General features: G+C 47.2%; 14 protein-coding genes. 8 read left to right on the plus strand and 6 right to left on the minus strand.

Annotated elements, in window-relative coordinates; all coding sequences use genetic code 11:
• Positions 1-20: 20 nt before the first annotated feature.
• From HPS56_RS05985 to HPS56_RS06010, 6 genes are all read right to left on the minus strand, one after another.
• On the minus strand, positions 21-1361 hold the full coding sequence (locus HPS56_RS05985; protein WP_172275251.1) for a DUF4302 domain-containing protein: 1341 nt from the start codon (positions 1359-1361) through the stop codon (positions 21-23).
• A gap of 20 nt (positions 1362-1381) precedes the next feature.
• Entirely contained in the window at positions 1382-2602 is a 1221-nt protein-coding gene (locus HPS56_RS05990; protein ID WP_172275252.1) for a substrate import-associated zinc metallohydrolase lipoprotein, read from the minus strand.
• Between the two features lie 20 nt (positions 2603-2622).
• Positions 2623-4347: a RagB/SusD family nutrient uptake outer membrane protein gene (locus HPS56_RS05995; RefSeq protein ID WP_172275253.1), complete on the minus strand. Its 1725-nt coding sequence runs from the start codon at positions 4345-4347 to the stop codon at positions 2623-2625.
• A gap of 39 nt (positions 4348-4386) precedes the next feature.
• Positions 4387-7710, minus strand: coding sequence for a SusC/RagA family TonB-linked outer membrane protein (locus HPS56_RS06000; RefSeq protein WP_172275254.1), 3324 nt, complete (start codon positions 7708-7710; stop codon positions 4387-4389).
• 396 nt (positions 7711-8106) lie between these two features.
• Positions 8107-8994, minus strand: coding sequence for a bifunctional metallophosphatase/5'-nucleotidase (locus HPS56_RS06005; protein WP_172275255.1), 888 nt, complete (start codon positions 8992-8994; stop codon positions 8107-8109).
• 61 nt (positions 8995-9055) lie between these two features.
• Entirely contained in the window at positions 9056-9910 is an 855-nt protein-coding gene (locus HPS56_RS06010) for a 5'-nucleotidase C-terminal domain-containing protein (RefSeq protein WP_253952399.1), read from the minus strand.
• Positions 9911-10310: 400 nt separating this feature from the next.
• Between HPS56_RS06010 and rplS the strand changes: the two genes are divergently transcribed.
• From rplS to HPS56_RS06050, 8 genes are all read left to right on the plus strand, one after another.
• On the plus strand, positions 10311-10679 hold the full coding sequence (rplS, locus tag HPS56_RS06015; RefSeq protein WP_172275256.1) for a 50S ribosomal protein L19: 369 nt from the start codon (positions 10311-10313) through the stop codon (positions 10677-10679).
• A 1157-nt stretch (positions 10680-11836) separates the two neighbouring features.
• Positions 11837-12658: an ABC transporter ATP-binding protein gene (locus HPS56_RS06020; RefSeq protein WP_172275257.1), complete on the plus strand. Its 822-nt coding sequence runs from the start codon at positions 11837-11839 to the stop codon at positions 12656-12658.
• Positions 12659-12720: 62 nt separating this feature from the next.
• Entirely contained in the window at positions 12721-13566 is an 846-nt protein-coding gene (locus tag HPS56_RS06025) for a hypothetical protein (RefSeq protein ID WP_172275258.1), read from the plus strand.
• A 41-nt stretch (positions 13567-13607) separates the two neighbouring features.
• Entirely contained in the window at positions 13608-14018 is a 411-nt protein-coding gene (locus HPS56_RS06030; RefSeq protein WP_172275339.1) for a GntR family transcriptional regulator, read from the plus strand.
• Positions 14018-14737, plus strand: coding sequence for an ABC transporter ATP-binding protein (locus HPS56_RS06035; protein WP_172275340.1), 720 nt, complete (start codon positions 14018-14020; stop codon positions 14735-14737). The genes HPS56_RS06030 and HPS56_RS06035 overlap by 1 nt, the downstream gene beginning before the upstream one ends.
• 23 nt (positions 14738-14760) lie before the next feature.
• Positions 14761-16017, plus strand: coding sequence for an ABC transporter permease (locus HPS56_RS06040; RefSeq protein ID WP_172275259.1), 1257 nt, complete (start codon positions 14761-14763; stop codon positions 16015-16017).
• Positions 16018-16059: 42 nt separating this feature from the next.
• A complete protein-coding gene (locus HPS56_RS06045; protein WP_172275260.1) occupies positions 16060-17298 on the plus strand; it encodes an ABC transporter permease in 1239 nt (412 codons plus the stop codon).
• Between the two features lie 46 nt (positions 17299-17344).
• On the plus strand, positions 17345-18451 hold the full coding sequence (locus tag HPS56_RS06050; RefSeq protein ID WP_172275261.1) for an efflux RND transporter periplasmic adaptor subunit: 1107 nt from the start codon (positions 17345-17347) through the stop codon (positions 18449-18451).
• Positions 18452-18476: the final 25 nt, after the last annotated feature.

The following is an 18476-nucleotide window of genomic DNA, read 5'->3' on the forward strand; positions in this document are numbered from 1 at the left end:
AAAATTTAAATGTTTATAAATTATTTCAACGTCACAACAAACCAAAGTTCCGGATTTGCAACAGATATAAGCTTCACCGTAGACAAATTGAATTTGGTCTCGTTCGCTGCCACCGCAAACTTCTGTGCAAGATTGTCCACTACTGTCCTTAATTCGGGCAACGTATTCAACATATTATCACCGGCAGGCTTATCAGATCCCTGAAACTCAAACACCATGCCGTCAGCCTCCTTTACCGCAGCAAATTTGTAATCGACAAAAGAAGTGACACGTCCTCTGTATGTCACACGAAGATAAAGCTGGCTGCCAAGATATCTGAAGTCTATAGTCTGAAGAGTGTTGTTCTTTGCCCTAAATGCATTAGCCAAAGCCTTTATCATCACAGAATATTCATCAGACATCACAGAGTTTTCATTCCACTGCCAGTTTTTTCCCTGCACAGATATAATATCATTGAAGAAGCGCAACGGGTCATCTCCCTCTATATAACATTCCGGATTATCCGTACCGCGGAAAATATCATTTTCCGAATCAAAGCGGAATTCCTGCAAAGTCATGTTGTTGAACTTCAGCTCATCGCGGAAACGGATATAATAGTCATCCGCACGCTTTGTTATAAGGAACGGGGCAAATCCTCCTTGTGAAACTTTATCTCCATCAACAGGATATATACTTGGCAGACCTGCACTTGCATCCTCAAAACGATATACACTGTCGCCTACATGAAGCAAGTCAAACGACGGGCTTTGGGGATTGAACATTTTATTCTGAAAGTCATTCACATCCTGAAGATATGCCTGAAAATCGACATTATCCTGAAGCGGGGTGAGAAGGTTGTATGTACCGCGCTTCTTGCCTTTCAACATCATATAGCTGGCATCTTCAGGAGCATCAACGATTACAAACTCATAGTCTCCTCCGATTCCTGTTCCGGTCTCGTCCTCACTACGGTCTGTGGTAAACGGTAAATCCTCGGGGTCGGAAAAAGCATGCAGACAGTCGTTATAGCTGCTGAATGAAAGAACCGGTCCGTTATCGGTTATGACATCCCATGATGACACATCCTCACGATAAACGTTATTGCTGAGAAGATTGTTCATACCGACCCTGACAGAATGGTCCTTATTAAAGTTCATCAGAAGCAGATAACCGTTTCCGAAAGGAGTCTCATTCTCCTTTGTAGGATAAAGCTGCATGGCCCATCCGTTAGGTGAAGCCATAAGTCTCCCTGAATACAGTTCGCTGGCCGCATTCAGGCGCTGTGCCGCACTCTGGTCGAAAATATCGTCCTCTTCATTCACACATGAGGAAAACGAAAGAGTCAGGCCAAGCAATAATGAAACTGAAAATATTTTGTTCATATTAAAATATATCTAAATTATTATTTCTGTAATTCCTTGTATATATACACTTCATTGCGCAGAGAGTCCATCAGGCTCTTTGAGGGATCCGTAACAGTAGGATATGTAAGACGGTTTATAAGATCTCCATATTGATCTTTCATTAAGCTACCGTCAGGATTTGTCACATACTGGCGCTTCTGTACCTCTTTACGCATCTCTTCAAGGTCGATGTTAAAGCCTGTCTTCAGCCATTCACGCACCATCTCAAGTTTCTGCAGGATTATCGCACGGCCGTCAATACCGTCCTCTTCAAGGAACTGAATCTTTCCGTCTGAGTCCAACAAGGCATAGCCGTTGGCATCACGGGCAATCACTTTACGGTAAACCTTGAACTTACCTCCGGTTGTTTTATAGCTATAGCCAATGGAATCACGATCTGCACCCGGTTTTATCAGATTATCAAACCATGCCTCATCAATATCCTCACGGTCTTCCCAATCGAAGGAAGCCGTATTGAGAAGACGCTCCCACGTAATAGAATCCTTCACAATATAGTTTGCCATCACCTCAACCCAGTCTTCACGCGCCTGCATGGAAGCATAGGGAGAGACAAATCCCTGGGCAGCCGCCACTGAGTCAGGCTTGCTACCCCAGTCTGTGGCATTATAAAGACTACCTGAAATCGTGTTGAAAGAGGTAGGACGGAGATAAGTCTGGTCAAGAATATGCGCAAACTCATGGTGCATGGTCTTAAAGAAATACTCATTCATGAAATCAAGATTACTCGGATCAAGACGGTTTGCCTTGTAAAGTGTAATCTTAAGACCGCCCTCGGCTGTACCCAACGTCTCGGTACCGGTACTTGTGTTGTAAGATGCGGAACCTATCACATGGATGATACGCGGACTGAATTTCTTCAAGAACACTTCCTTTTCACCGGCAATCTTCGCATATACATCATACCAGAGATACTTTGCCAACACAGCAAGGTCTACAGACTTGTCATATTCGGCAGGCACAAGATTCTTCTGCAGGTCGGAACCGATATCCTCCATCTTATAAATATATTTGAGATTATAAGGCTCAAGGAAATTCTTCTTTGCAAAAGTATCCAACGGGAATGTATACAGACTGCGATCCAGAGGATATTCCGTCGTATCAAAAATCGTTTCCGTGAAATCATCGTCAGAACAGGAAACAAATCCTGAACCGACAATCATTGCAGATGCAATAAGCAATATATTTAATTCCAATTTCATAATATATACTCCCTCTTTAATTATTTAACTCTAAATTTCTCAAGGTCAGTACCGTCCTTGATATCATTCTCATCTGTAGACTGCGGACGTGAACTTTCAATACCTGCCGACAAAGCCTCCCATGGAAGTTCAATGGCAAAGCGTGTGTCATTGGGCCTGATAACATATTTGGCACTCTGGAGACCTACCTCATGAGTGTACTCAAAGCCCCAGCGCTTGAGGTCGAAGAAACGCAAGCCCTCCAGCCATGTTTCAAAACGACGCATATCGTTGATTGCATTCATATATGGCACAGCCTCTGCAGGAACAACATAACTTCCACTTATCTGCTGAGTAAAATTCCAGTCTGCAAAGCAGTTAGGATTAGTACTTCTGCCATACCATCTCAGAAGGATATCCTTTGTCGGCTCCGTCATACGGAACTGCTGCTTATCTGCCGGAGAGAACGTCTGACGACTCTTGTCGTATGCAATGATATCCTCCATTGCACCGTCATAGTCGGCTTTCATTATCTTTGCCTCGGCACGCTCAAGGATAAGCATCGAACCAGTGAATGCACGCATTATACCATGGACATATCCGATACCTGAAACTTTGTTTGTATACTGGAACTGTTCTATGATCTTCGACGGGAAGAAACCGTATTCAGAATCTCCGCGATAAAAAGAAAAACCACCGACGATTCCGGTAGGATTAGCTTTCCATCCTGACCATGTAGGTCCGCTGTGATAATAGATGTCACGCAAAGCATTGCTGTTGGTGGAGAAGCGGTATCCGCATGCACGGCGGCTCAAAAGAGAGTAAGTGGATATAAGCATCAGGTTGTTGTTGGCGTCAGGATCCTGCCATACATTGGCAAAGTCTTCGCCTGTCGAACAGTCACCGAAGCCGGAATAGTCCATAAGCATTCTTCCAACATTTTCGATATCTTTGCCGAGCACGGAATCCGCATGCTCTATAACCTTATCCCAATCATGGGTATAGAGATACACACGTGCTGCAAAGGCATGTGCCGCATTCACATTGAAGTGCCACTTGGGCATCTGATAGTTGACATCGGATATAAGGGAGAGTCCCTCTTCGAGGTCTTTCTTTATCTTGGCGTATGTATCTGCGACATTGCCGCGCTCATAGTGCTTGTTCACCACATTCTCCACTTCCGTAACATACGGCACACCTACATCGTTCTTGCTTGCCTGCTCATCCTTATATGCCTGGGAAAACACGTTCACCAGGATAAAATGGTCGTAGGCACGTATAAGCAAGGCCTCACCCTTGGCGGCTTTCAGCTCATTGGAAAGTGCCGCATTATCCGTGCCGCCAAGACGGTCTATAGCCTCAAGCGCATGGTTTACAGAAGCGACAGAACCATAATAGCTGTTCCATACATCACCGGGTGAGTCCTGAGTATTATATGTTGCAGATACAGCCGGCTCAAACTTGAAAAGCTCCTCATCCATACGGTTTCCACTGTAAGTAGAAAGATTATAGTGGGTCAGTTTTTGAGCCGCGTCTCCATCGTATGGCAAATGCGGACAGTTGTTGTCTATAAGATTGTCGCTTGATATCTCTGAAATCCACTGGAAGCTTGAAGACGGGTATGATGTCTTGAGAAGATCTATAATCTTCTTCGGAGAGTCTATCTCTGTGCGCTCATCAGGCAACTTGTCAAGGAAATCGCTGCACGAGGTCAATCCCATTACCAAGGCCATTGATGAAAAGGCTATATATTTGAATGATTTCATATAAAATTCTCTTTTTATTAAATAATGTATATAAATCTATCAGATGCCAAGACGTAGCGTGAAAGTAAACTGCTTGGCAAGAGGAGTGGCTACACCACCCGAGTTTACAAACTCCGGATCCTGTCCGTTAAGCTTGTCGTCCGCATAGAGCAGGAACAGGTTCGTTGCGTCAAGCTTCAATGCGACAGTGTTCAGACCGAGTTTCTTTGTGAAAGTGGCAGGAACATCGTATGTAAGAGATACATTCTTCAAACGGATGAAACCGCCGTCAGCCACACGTGCCGTAGAGTAGTTATACGCGTTATATGCGTAAGAGAGATAAATATCATTATAATACTGACGCACAGATGCAATTGTAGGAATACTTGTGCGGTGTTCGTCACCCGGCACAACCCAACGGTTCTTAAACTCCTTCGGCATGGCACTCATGTCTGAATAACCTGCGGAGAACACAGGATCAAGACGGAGCACGTTTCCGAACGAATAGGTGACGAAGAGGTTCAGACGCCAGTTCTTGTAACGGAACATATTGTTCAGACCTCCGGTAGTTGTCGGCTCGGTCGGACCCTCATATTTAAGGAATCCTATGTTCTGGAACTCCTGGAAGTTGATGTCTGTAGTTGTGATTTCGTTCTTTTCGTTGATAATCATCGGAATACCCTCATCGTTAAGTCCTACGAAAGGTATTGAGAATATTGCACGGTGAGGATATCCCTCAAGTGCGAAACCGCTACCGGAAACGAGGTCGATGACACGGCTGCGCGAAAGCAGGTCGGTGATGGTTGTCTTGTTGTATGCAAATGTGAAGTCTGTCGTCCACTGGAAATCCTTTGTCGTGATATTCTGTGTAGACAACGTTGCCTCTATACCGTGTGAGCGCATCGATGCGACGTTGGCGAACTTCTGAAGGTCACCGCCCACACCCTCTGTATATGTATATCCCATGAGGTCGAAGTTGTCACGCCAGTAGAAGTCTGTGACAAGGTTGATGCGGTTGTTCAGGAAACCGAGGTCAACACCGACGTTGAACTCATGCTTCTTCTCGTACGTAAGTTCTGAGTTTCCAAGTTCATACAGTCCTATACCTGTTTCCTGCTGGTCGCCCTGCGGACGCCAGATGTTCATCGCGCGGAAAATAGGATATGCGTTAGAGGCTGTAGTCTGCTCGCCCACGAGAGAATAGCTCAGGCGTAATGTTGCATGAGAGAAAGCTCCGTGTGTCCTCTGCATCCATTTCTGGAAGAACGGCTCCTCATGTGCGTTCCATGCGAATGACACGTTCCATGTGGGCAGCCAGCGTGAGCTGTTGCTCTTGCCAAGCTGGTTTGAGCCGTCATAACGGGCAGTGAAGTTACCGGAGTAACGTCCTTTATAAGAATAGTTCACGTTTCCGAAGTATGCCAGACGCCTGTTCCACGACTTTGCGAATGAATTGAGAGTAGTACCCTCCTCCTTTGCCTGCTTGTAGAACTCCGGTGTAAGTGTCTGCAGACGGCTCATATCATAATCGACACCGTATACATTCTGTTCCGTAGCGTCATAGTCGGCCTTGTTTGCCTCCATACCCACAAGTGCGCTGAAGATATGTGTCTCATCCCATACATGGTTATAGTTGACCGTACCGCGGAAGTCGAGCTGTGTGACAGAGTTTTTGTTGAGTCTGTAAATACCTCCTGTAGGCATTACCGAGATTGGCAGCGAGTTTGGTTTATCCGGATCGGTATACAGATATGTATTACTGTACATGATATTAGGATTGTCCACTCCCGCACGGTAGGCCTCAGCCTGGTTTGAGCTGTTCATGATGTTGTGCTCACGTGTTGAGCTGTTCACGCGGTAAGATCCCAACAGGTTGATCTCCAGTCCCTGAATGGGCTTATAGTTAAGTTCACCCTGGAACTTGATATCGCTTACGTTAATATCTATATAGTTGTTGTCAAGCTCCTTGAAGATATTGAACGGCGCATAGTTTCTTGTATAAGTCTGCGTGGGGTCAAGTGTACGCGATGTGTTCATTGCGTAGCTGAACGGGTTGATGTCGAAATCACGGCTTACGGCACCGCTTACGACATCGACATTACGGTTGAGTGTACCGGGAGCTTCCTGATTACGGTAGCTGGCATTGGTACGCAATGTCACCATGAGGTTCTTTGTGAGATTATATGATGCGTTGATGTTGGCGGTATAGCGCTCCACCTTGCTGTCGGCCGTCCATCCCGGGTCATACATTGCAGAGAGCGACGCATACATGCTTGACCTGTCCGTACCGGAACTGATGCTCACAGAGTGGTTCTGCACGATATTGTTGTTGAACAGAAGGTCGAACCAGTCGGTGTTGCGGAACTCGGCCTGCTGCAGGTATGCGTTCATGGCAGCCTCGGTATAAGGCAGGCCGAACTGTCCGTTGCTCTGGTTATACTGGTCTATAAGCGAGTACATCTTTCCGTAGAGACCTGACGACGAGCCGTTGGCCAGCTGTGAGAACTCCAGCCATCCCTTTGCCGCCATTTCCTTATATATACCCATCTGCTCCTGAGAGTTAGAGATATTGTATTCGCTGTAGCTCGGCTTCAGGCGGTATGTAAACTCACCGGTGTAATTGATTGAGCTGTGACCGGCGCGTCCTTTCTTTGTCGTGATGACAACCACACCTGCCATCGCGCGCGCACCATATATAGATGTGGCGGAACCGTCCTTAAGCACCTGGAAGCTTTCGATATCATCGGGGTTAAGTCCGGCGATGGCGTTTGCGATAAGCGTTGTGGCGTCTCCTGAAGACAGGTCATCGGCACTCACGCTTACGGCATCTTCCATTATCACACCGTCGACAACCCACAATGGGCTTGAAGAGCCGTAAATGGAGGTTGCACCACGCACACGTATTTTCGGTGCGGTACCGAATGTGCTCGACACGTTCTGCACGCTCACACCGGCGGCACGTCCCTCAAGGGCGCGGCTGACATCGGCCACACCGTCGAGCTTTGCCTGAGAAGCGTCCACTTTTGTCGTCGCACCTGTAAACAAACGCTTGTCCATCTTCTGTATACCTGTCACCACGACCTCACCGACTGTCTTGGCGTCCGTGGCAAGAACTATTTTCATTCCCGGCTTCGGTGTTACTGTCTGGGATATCATTCCGACGTAACTTACCTGAATTTTCTTTCCTGCAGGAACATTCAGACTAAACCGACCGTTTATATCGGTTGTTGTTCCAGTCTTGGTGCCTTGAACTATCACAGTAGCACCGATAACAGGCTCACCGTCATCCTGGGACACTACGGTACCTGTCATCTTTACTTGGGCAAGCGCTACTCCTATCGTCAGGAACAGGCATGCCAAAAGCGTAGTTAATCTTTTCTCCATAAATACTCTCTTGTAACTTTTTAATATTTACATATTACATTTGATTGCAAAATTAATTAAAATATCTTATCAGGCAAAAAAAAACATACTGTTTTTACCAAATAAGCATAAATAACACCAAAAAGTTACGCTTTTATGCAATTTAAATACCAAAAATAAATAAGCGGACCGTTTTTTCAAAACACATTGTAAACGTACACAGCAGCATCTGGAGAGCATTGTCGCGCTTGCCCTACACCTTAATTATATATAAGGTACAGCGATTAAGATTATTTAGGATTGAGAAAAAACAGATGTTAAAAGACCTCATAATCCATACCGCGAATCAACTCGAATGAGGGTGTTCGATTTTCTCCCTCCGTCGGAGAGGTCAGGAGGGGCTCCTCTCTATATCCGCTACTTTCTCTTTTCAACATCCATGACCAATTTGCCCACATATATGCCGTGCTTGCCGTTCTGATCTACAGGCACATCCACTCCATCTGCATTCCTCACCCGTTCCAAACCTTTCATATATGTATGGGAATGGCCTCCGAGCACAAGGTCGATGCCCTTTGTGGACTCAATGAGCCTCACATCATCTATCCCGCGCGATTCCTTCCATCCGAGATGCGACAGGCAAACCACCACATCACATTTCATACTGTCCTTAAGCAACGATGCCGTCTTACGGGCCGTCTCTATCGGATCATGATACTTTGTACCTCCATAACACGAAGCCGACACGAGACCGTCAAGTTGAGGGCCGAGACCGAAGACACCTATCTTAAGCCCCTTACGCTCAATGACAACGTATGGCTTTACAAGTCCCTCGACCTCTGTCCCCGTAAAATCATAGTTGGCACATACTATGGGGAACTTTGCCATACGGAATATCTTCGCCATATTCTCCAGTCCGTAGTCAAACTCATGGTTGCCTATCGTTGCCGCATCATATCCCATCCTGTTCATAAGTCCGATCTCCACCTCACCGCCAAACACAGTATAATAAGGCGAGCCCTGTGAGAAATCACCGCTGTCGAACAGCAACAGTCCCTCGTCTTTCATTCTCTCCTGCCTTACCATGGCTATGCGGCGCAAGAATCCTCCGCGCCCGGCCTTAAGCGTATCGTCGAGATTGACGCCAAGCGGCATCACCGTACTGTGAGTATCATTGGTATGGAGAACCGTTATCCTTACAGCATCACGATCATTCCCCCCACATTGTCCACAACCAGCACAATGCTGAGCCACTGCCAGCAAAGGGACTACGAGGACTGCTATCGAAACAATTATCTTTTTCATATATTTAAATCCATATAATAAATACAAAACAAATCCGGTGAGCCGCCATGCCCGACACAGGTCATTTGACAATAATACGGCCCTCCACCCTACAGTTCACAGCCCTGCCCTCTTTCTCCGCCTGCCGGAAATAGTCCGATATGATATATCGCGTGTTGTTTTCCTCACCCGGAGGAGCCACATAGCCTGTTTTCTTCTTGAAAGCCGTCATGCGGTCGTTACCCTGGGCAAGATAGTCTATTGTAACGATCCTGTATTTCTTATGCGGTTTTATCTCCTTACCGTGAAGCCTCGCGGAAAGGAGCTTTTTGTCTTTGCTTATACACAGTTCCACACCATGGCTCACTCCCTCGCCGCCTACCGAGGCCATCTCGCGGAACAGCTCCATAAGATTATCACCGCTGAGAGTCAGAAAGCTGATCTTATTCTCAAATGGGGCAACATCGAGCACATCACCGAAAGTTACCGGTCCCTTAACAAGGGACGCCCTTATTCCACCCATGTTATATACACCGACCAGCGGTTTCTCGCCATACCTTGCCGATGCCCATACAAGAATATCCGCCAAAAGATTCGACAACGGGCTTTCCGGACGGTATCCTTTTGCATTCACGGCAATATGTCCTACAACGGGACTCATCATGCTGTCCACCTTCTGCCGGTATGGAGCAATGAAGCTGTCAGCCTCCGTGTCACGCATAGTATCATAAACGGAATCGACAAGTATTCGTGTGCGTACCACATTCGTTATGCGGCCTTGCGCATTCGATGTCTCTGCCGCACATACAGCAAAAAGAAGCGCAGCCACAACCTTTAACGTCATTCCGTTACTATTCCTGTTTTTCATCTTCATCGTATATTCTATTGAATCATTCCTGTCTTTTATCTCCACGCAATATTCAAACGAGTTTGACATCGCCCATCCGCCTTACCGCAAATATTCATTTTACCAACCTTCCTAAATGTAGGGACGTGCCTTTGGCACGTGTCAAACGGAAAACATCCCTCCAATGAATAATCTCGGTTGTGGCTGTTCATTACATTGTACACATCGCAAAGCGATGTCCCTACATGGGGCAGGGTCCGGCACACACCTGAGGCGTCAATTTGCCCGTCCGACCTATCGGAAACGTGCTTTGATATGCAAAAGTAACGAAAAAACGGCATACCGCATAAAATAGACATCAAAAATATTGCGGATATTCCAAATTTATAGTACCTTTGCACCGCTTTTCTGCGTAATCGCTGACAGGAAGTTTCGTGTTGCCTGTTATGTTGCGCCGGAACGATAAACAAATTTAATTATAAAAACAACAATGGATTTAATTAAAATTGCTGAAGAAGCATTTGCAACCGGCAAACAGTTCCCGAAATTCAACTCAGGTGATACTGTGACAGTCGCTTACAAAATTATCGAGGGTACAAAGGAGCGTATTCAGCTCTACCGCGGTGTGGTTATCAAAATCTGCGGTCATGGCGACAAGAAACGTTTCACCGTACGCAAGATGTCCGGCACCATCGGTGTGGAGCGTATCTTCCCGATTGAGTCACCCAACATCGACAGCATTGTAGTCAACAAGTATGGTAAGGTTCGCCGCGCTAAGCTGTATTACCTCAGAGCCCTTACCGGAAAGAAGGCCCGCATAAAGGAAAGAAGAACAATTCCTACAGCAAGACTGAAATAAAAAAGAGTCCCGATTGGGACTCTTTTTTTATGGGCTATTCCGAGACCAAAGAGAGAGAGAAGTCCCTCCTGACCTCCCCGAAGGGGAGGAAAAGGGATGGAATGTGGATGCATCAGATGAATATGCAGAAAACTGCCACAGGTAGGGACATCGCTTTGCGATGTGTACAATGTAATGTATGCCACAACCGAGATTATTCGTTGGAGGGAGATTGCCGTTTGACACGTGCCGGAGGCACGGCCATACATGGAAGACTATAATATTAACATTTTAGACAAGCAAATGGCAATATCAAACTCATTTGAATATTCCCATTGCGAAGAAAAATAGAATGAAACCTGCATTCTCATGACCAAGGATATATGGAGGATAATGGCGACATATTGAAAATGTAAACCATTCAGCCAAGAGGCCAAAAACAAACAAATCAACCGTAAAGTGTATTCAGCCTAAATACAGAGTGTATGTAGCCTGAATACAGAGTGTATGTGGCCTAAATACAGAGTGTATGTAGGCCACATACACTTTTAACATTTCCCGTTCATATTACACGTGTAATATATTTACTCAAGAAAAACCTCATACAGATATTGTCATGCACCAACCTTTAATAAAGGTAATAGGGAAAAGCATATATTTTCTCATTATAAAAATATTAAAACGAGTTTGATTTTGCTCATTTGGCCTAAAAGGAACGTGTATTATTATAATATAAGGTGGAAATGTTAAAAATATATTCATACATGAAAAAACATACGCAATTATTTGCATAAGAAGGCAAATGTATATACCTTTACAGTGTACCCCCACACTATTACACTATATACACAAAAGTGAAGAGCCCCTTCTGACCTCCCCGAAGGGGAGGAAAAGGGGTGGAACATGGAAGCATCAGGCGGATATGCAGGAAACTGACACAAGTAGGGACATCGCTTTGCGATGTGTACAATGCAATTGTATGCTAAAAACGAGATTGTTCATTGGAGGGATGTTTTCCGTTTGGCACGTGCCAAAGGCACGTCCCTACATGGAGGATGAAGACAACAGACAAATGTTTCAGGTAAGCCGCATAGACGATATCAAACACATTTGAGCGTTGCCATGACGAAGAAAAACGGATGAGATACAACATAAAGAAATATATAAAAATACAAAATATGATAGAAGTAAACAACATCACTTTCAGCTATCCCGGCACAAGACGGAACATCTTCCGGGATTTCAGCCTCACGCTCAATAAAAACAACATCTACGGACTGTTGGGAAAGAACGGCACCGGCAAGTCAACACTGCTTTATCTGCTGAGCGGAATGCTCAGAGCCAACCGCGGTGAGATAAAGATCAACGGAGTGGACGCACGCATACGGCGCCCCGACGTGATGAGCGAAATATTCATGGTGCCGGAGGAGTTTGACCTCCCTCCGGTCTCTCTCGACACATACGTGAAAACAAACAGCAAATTTTATCCTCGCTTCAACAATGAAGTGCTTGCAAACTGCCTGAAAGACTTTGAATTATCTCTCTCCATAAATTTGAATGAGCTTTCGATGGGACAGAAGAAGAAGGTGTTCATGAGCTTTGCCTTAGCAGCAGGCACAAGCCTGCTGCTGATGGACGAGCCGACCAACGGACTCGACATCCCATCGAAAAGCCAATTCCGACGCGTGATGGCCAACAATATGAGCGACGACAGAATACTGATAATCTCCACGCATCAGGTACATGATGTGGAGTCGCTGCTCGACCATATTCTCATTCTAAGCGAGAGCAACATGATGCTCAACGCCTCCACATCGGAAATATGCAAGAACTACAGGTTCGAATTCCGCTCCCCGTCGGAAATGGACAACAGCGTGATATATGCAGAGCCGACCTTACAGGGCAATGCCGTGATAGCCGGGCGCGAAGCCGGAAGCCCAGAGACGCAGATAAACCTCGAACTGCTGTTCAACGCCGTGGTCAAAGGAATTATCAGATAAACAGAAAACAACCTAAATACACAACCATTCAAACATCAGTCAACATGAACAACACATTTGATATGAAACGCTTCGGAAGGCTGGCCGCATGCCACCTTGCCGACACATGGAAAGCCTTTGTCAAGCAGACACTCGGAATATGCTTTGCCCTTACAATCTCATACTGTTTCACCGTGTGGGAACAAAGGAACCTGTACCCTGCCGTTGCCGGCATAAAACATACGAACCAATTACTATGCGGTTTCACATTACTGGCATTCTACGTGTTCATTACTATCTCCGCAGCCGCAATATTCGCCAACATGAAGACAAAGCAGCAGAGGATTACATTCATGATGCTGCCGGCATCCAACCTTGAAAAATTCCTGATAAGGTTTCTCACCGTCACCATAGGATATTTCCTGTGCTTTACGACGGGCTTCATCATGGCCGACATACTGCAGATGACGTTCCGCACCGCGGTGACAGGAGTCTTCGGGTTCCATTCAATTGTATGGGAAGCAATCAGAACAATATGGGAATTCCTGACGGAACTGTTCAGCTACACCCCACCGGAAGACAGCCCAATTCTGTTGATTAGAAGTCCGCTGCTGATATTACTGACAATCATCATCGGCTATATACACATACACTCGGTATATACACTCGGAGGGGTACTCTTCAGAAAGCACGCGTGGCTTCTGACGACATGCGCCATATTCACTGTCTCATTCATGATAACCATCTTTGCCGGTGACCTCTTCGAAAAGATAATGGAGCTCCCGTTTTCTTTCGGAAAAGAATTACCGGAACATGTCCTCGGCATCTATCTCACAGGGATGACTGTCATGACAGCGCTGTTCTACTGGGCTTCCTACAAGCTGTTCACCCGCATGCAGGTGATAAACAACAAATGGATAAATATATAATCGGATTCAACAACCGGACAAAATATCATAACACGACATATATGACATTCAACAACGACAAGACCATCTATCTGCAAATGGCAGACAGACTATGCGATGAAATTATCACCGGAGCATACGGAAACGACGACCGCATACCATCGGTGAGGGAATATGCCGTGATGCTCGAAGTGAACACCAATACCGCAGTAAAGGCATACGAGTCACTGGCAAGAGACGGCATAATATACAACAGGCGCGGACTGGGCTATTTTGTAGCCGCAGGAGCTAAGGAACATATAATAGAGACACGCAGGAAGGAATTTATCCAGAAGACGCTGGCGGAGCTGTTCAGACAGATGCGCCTGCTCGGAATAACACCTGACGACGTGATGGAGTCGTGGAACAAAAACTCACGGCAAGGACAACCCGACACTAAAGAAACAACCGACATATACAATCATACAAAATGATGATTCACCTTAAAGACATCAACAAGACCTACCACGGGGCACAGCCTCTGCATGTGCTGAAAGGCATCAATCTCGATATAGAGGCAGGCGAATTCGTAGCCGTGATGGGGTCTTCCGGCTCCGGCAAGTCCACCCTTCTCAACATATTGGGAATACTCGACAACTACGACTCGGGAGAGTATCTCCTCAACGGAGTACTTATAAAAGACCTCAGCGAGAGCCGCGCAGCGGAATACCGCAACAGGATGATCGGATTCATCTTCCAGTCGTTCAACCTCATCCCCTTCAAGACTGCCGTAGAGAACGTGGAGCTGCCGCTGTTCTATCAGGGGGTGAGCCGTCGCAAACGCCATGCCATGGCAATGGAATATCTCGACAGGCTCGGCCTGTCGCAATGGGCCGCCCACTACCCCAACGAGATGTCGGGCGGACAGAAACAGCGTGTGGCAATAGCCCGTGCACTGATAACACGGCCACAGATAATCCTTGCCGACGAGCCTACAGGAGCACTCGACTCGAAAACAAGCATCGAGGTGATGCAGCTGCTGAAAGACCTCAACCGCGAGCATGGAATGACTATCGTGGTGGTGACCCATGAGAGCGGAGTGGCCAACGAGACGAACAAGATTATACACATAAAGGACGGGCTCATCGGCAGAATAGAGGAAAATACCGACCACCATGCCTCACCGTTCGGGATAGACGGAATAATGAAATAGCCGACAAAAAACGATACAAAACCATGCGTGACATAATTACAGAGATATGGAGCACCGCCAGACGCAACAAGCTGCGTACCGCACTTACCGGATTTGCCGTGGCATGGGGAATCTTCATGCTCATCTTCCTGCTCGGAGCGGGCAACGGACTGATAAACGCCCAGATACAAAGTGCCGACAGATTCCTTGTAAACTCGATGAAGGTATACGGAGGATGGACATCCAAACCGTATAACGGTCTGAAAGAAGGAAGGCCGATAGATCTGAAAGACCGCGACACCAAGGCAACGGAAGAAGAGTTCAAGGAGAATATCGGTGAGGTGGGCGCGGAGATAAACCAAGGAGGCATAACCGTGAGCTACGGAAAGGAATACTTCACGTCAACACTCAAAGGCGTATATCCCAACCACTGCAAGATAAACAAGCGCGAGATCATCTGCGGACGGTTCATAAACCATATAGACATACGCGACAGAAGAAAAGTGGCCGTGATAAGCGAAGGCAAGGCCAAGGAACTGAGCAAAGACATCAAGTCGCTCATAGGCAAGCATGTCAAGGCAGGAAACACGGCATTCATGGTGGTCGGCATATACAAAGACGACGCCAGCCAGCAGAACGATGAAGTGTTTACGTCATACACGGCCCTGAAGATTCTTTACGGAAAGGGCGACATGGCCGGCAATATCGAGTATTCGTTTCACGGACTGACCACCAAGAAACAGAACGAGGAATTCGAACAACGATACCGCGCACGCATAAACGCCAACCATCAGGCAGCCCCGGACGACGAAAACGCCGTGTGGCTCTGGAACAGATATACAAGCAACATGCAGATGAACACAGGAATAGGTATAATACGTACGGCACTGTGGATCGTAGGGCTGTTCACCCTCCTGAGCGGTATCGTGGGCGTGAGCAACATCATGCTGATAACCGTAAAGGAACGCACCCGCGAGTTCGGCATACGAAAGGCCATCGGAGCAAAGCCATGGTCGATACTGAGGCTCATCATCACCGAAAGCATCATCATCACCACTATATTCGGATACGCAGGCATGCTGTGCGGAATCGCCGCAAACGAATACATGAACGCCACCATCGGACAGACGAAAGTGGACACGGGACTTTTCCAGGCAACAATGTTCGTAAATCCTACGGTAGGAATAGACGTGTGCCTCGAGGCCACTCTCGTGATGATTGCCGCAGGCACCCTGGCCGGCCTCATACCGGCCCGCAAGGCAGCAAGAATACGACCGATAAAAGCGCTGACAGCCGAATAACACGATATATCGGACAATAACCGTAAAAAAACAACCGCTCACATGGATTTAGACAAATACAAGGAAATACTCGACACGATAACCCGCAACAAAAGCAGAAGTTTCCTCACCGGGTTCGGTGTGTTTTGGGGAGTATTCATGCTCATCGCGCTCATCGGAGGAGGACGTGGACTGAAAGAGCTTCTGCAAAAGAACTTCGACGGATTCGCCACAAACTCGGCCATGATATGGGCACAGCCAACAACAAAGGCATATAAGGGATTCAGAAAAGGACGTATGTGGACAATGGACTACAAGGACGTGGACCGGCTCAGACACAACGTTCCGCAACTCGACAAAATCACTCCCGTGCTTTTCTGCACGTCGACATCAGCAGTACACGGCGACCGCAGCACGTCATGCTCGGTAAGGGGCACCACACCCGACATGAGATTCATCAACGACCCCCTGCTCAGATACGGACGCTATCTCAACAGGCTCGACATGACACTGACACGAAAGGTATGCGTAATAGGAAAAAGGATCTATAAGGAACTTTTCCCCGGGGGAGGAAACCCATGCGGAAAAACCGTAAGGATAGACGGAGTATACTATACCATCGTGGGCGTCGACTACCGTGACGGAGGAATAAACATCGGAGGAAACGCCGACACATCGGTGATGCTTCCGCTCACCGTGGTACAACAGGCCTACAACCGTGGAAACGATATAGACATGATTGCCGTCACCGGCCGCGGAGGGGTGAAAATGAGCACACTTGCAGCCGACATACGCAGAACCGTGGCACGGGCGCACTACGTAGACCCCGATGACGAACAAGGCGTGATGGTATTCAACACAGAAGTGCTTTTCTCAATCCTCGACAACCTCTTCACAGGGGTGAACTTCCTTATATGGCTTGTCAGCACAGGCACACTGCTCGCCGGTGCCATCGGAGTGAGCAACATCATGATGGTGACTGTCCGCGAGCGCACCACCGAGATCGGCATACGCAGAGCCATAGGAGCGACACCAAGGATGATTCTCTCACAGATAATATCGGAGAGTGTCATTCTCACTGCCGTGGCAGGAATGAGCGGAATACTCTTTGCCGTGGCCATCCTTCAGATGCTGGAGATGGGCACGACCACCGAAGGCATCGTGGCTGCACACTTCCAGGTGGATTTCCGGACCGCAGCCATAGCCGCCACACTGCTATGCATACTCGGAGGACTTGCCGGCATGGCACCCGCATGGAGGGCGATGAGCATCAAGCCCGTGGACGCCATGCGCGACGAATAAAGAAAAAACATAGAAGAATCTGAAAAATCAAAGAAAAACAACAGATATGAAAAAGTATTCCAAACTTATCATTGCGGCCATAATAGCCGTCATTTTCATCGGAACGTTCGTGTTCCTTTATCAAAAATCACAACCGGTGCCTGTAACCTATAACGAATTTACGCCAAAAGTGACAGACATCTCGCGGACAACCATCATTACCGGAAACATCGAGCCGAGAGACGAAGTGAACGTGAAACCGCAGATAAGCGGCATCATAAGCGAGATTTACAAACAGGCAGGAGACGTGGTGAACACGGGAGACGTGATAGCGAAGATAAAGGTGATACCGGACATGGGACAACTCAGTTCGGCTGAAAGCAGAGTGAGAGTGGCAGGAATAAACCTGACACAGGCACAGACAGACTTTGAACGAGAAGAGGAACTATACAAACAGAAGCTCGTCAGCGCGGAGGAATATGACAAGATAAGACAGACGCTGCAACAGGCACGCGAGGAGAAGGCCGCCGCAGACGATGCACTGCAGGTGGTGCGCGACGGGGTGTCAAAAAGCAACGCCAAGGCAAGCTCCACGCTGATAAGGTCTACAATATCAGGAGTGATTCTCGACGTGCCTGTAAAAGTAGGAAACTCCGTGATTCTCAGCAACACGTTCAACGATGGAACAACAATAGCCACCGTAGCCAACATGACCGACCTCATTTTCCGGGGAAACATCGATGAAACGGAAGTGGGACAGGTTGCCGAGGGAATGCCAATGAGAATTACCATCGGAGCTCTTCAGAACACCAACTTCGACGCCATACTCGAATACATATCTCCGAAAGCCATAGAGAACAACGGTGCCAAACAGTTTGAGATCAAGGCAGCCGTACACCATGTAAAGGACAGCAGGGTACGTTCGGGATACAGCGCAACGGCGGGAATCGTACTAAGCCGTGCAACAAAGGTGCTCAGCATACCCGAGAGCGCCGTCGAGTTCAGCGGAGACACCACATTCGTATATACCGTAAAGACAGACGGCAAAAACAAAACCTACGAACGACGACAGGTAAAAACCGGTCTGAGCGACGGTGTGAACATAGAGATAAAGAGCGGCATCACTGCCAAAGACAAGGTGAGAGGGCCGCAAATTGTAGGCACAGACGAATAAAAACGGCAACAAGCAGACAACCTTA

It is taken from the genome of Xylanibacter muris, from assembly GCF_013166605.1.
GTDB lineage: Bacteria > Bacteroidota > Bacteroidia > Bacteroidales > Bacteroidaceae > Prevotella > Prevotella muris.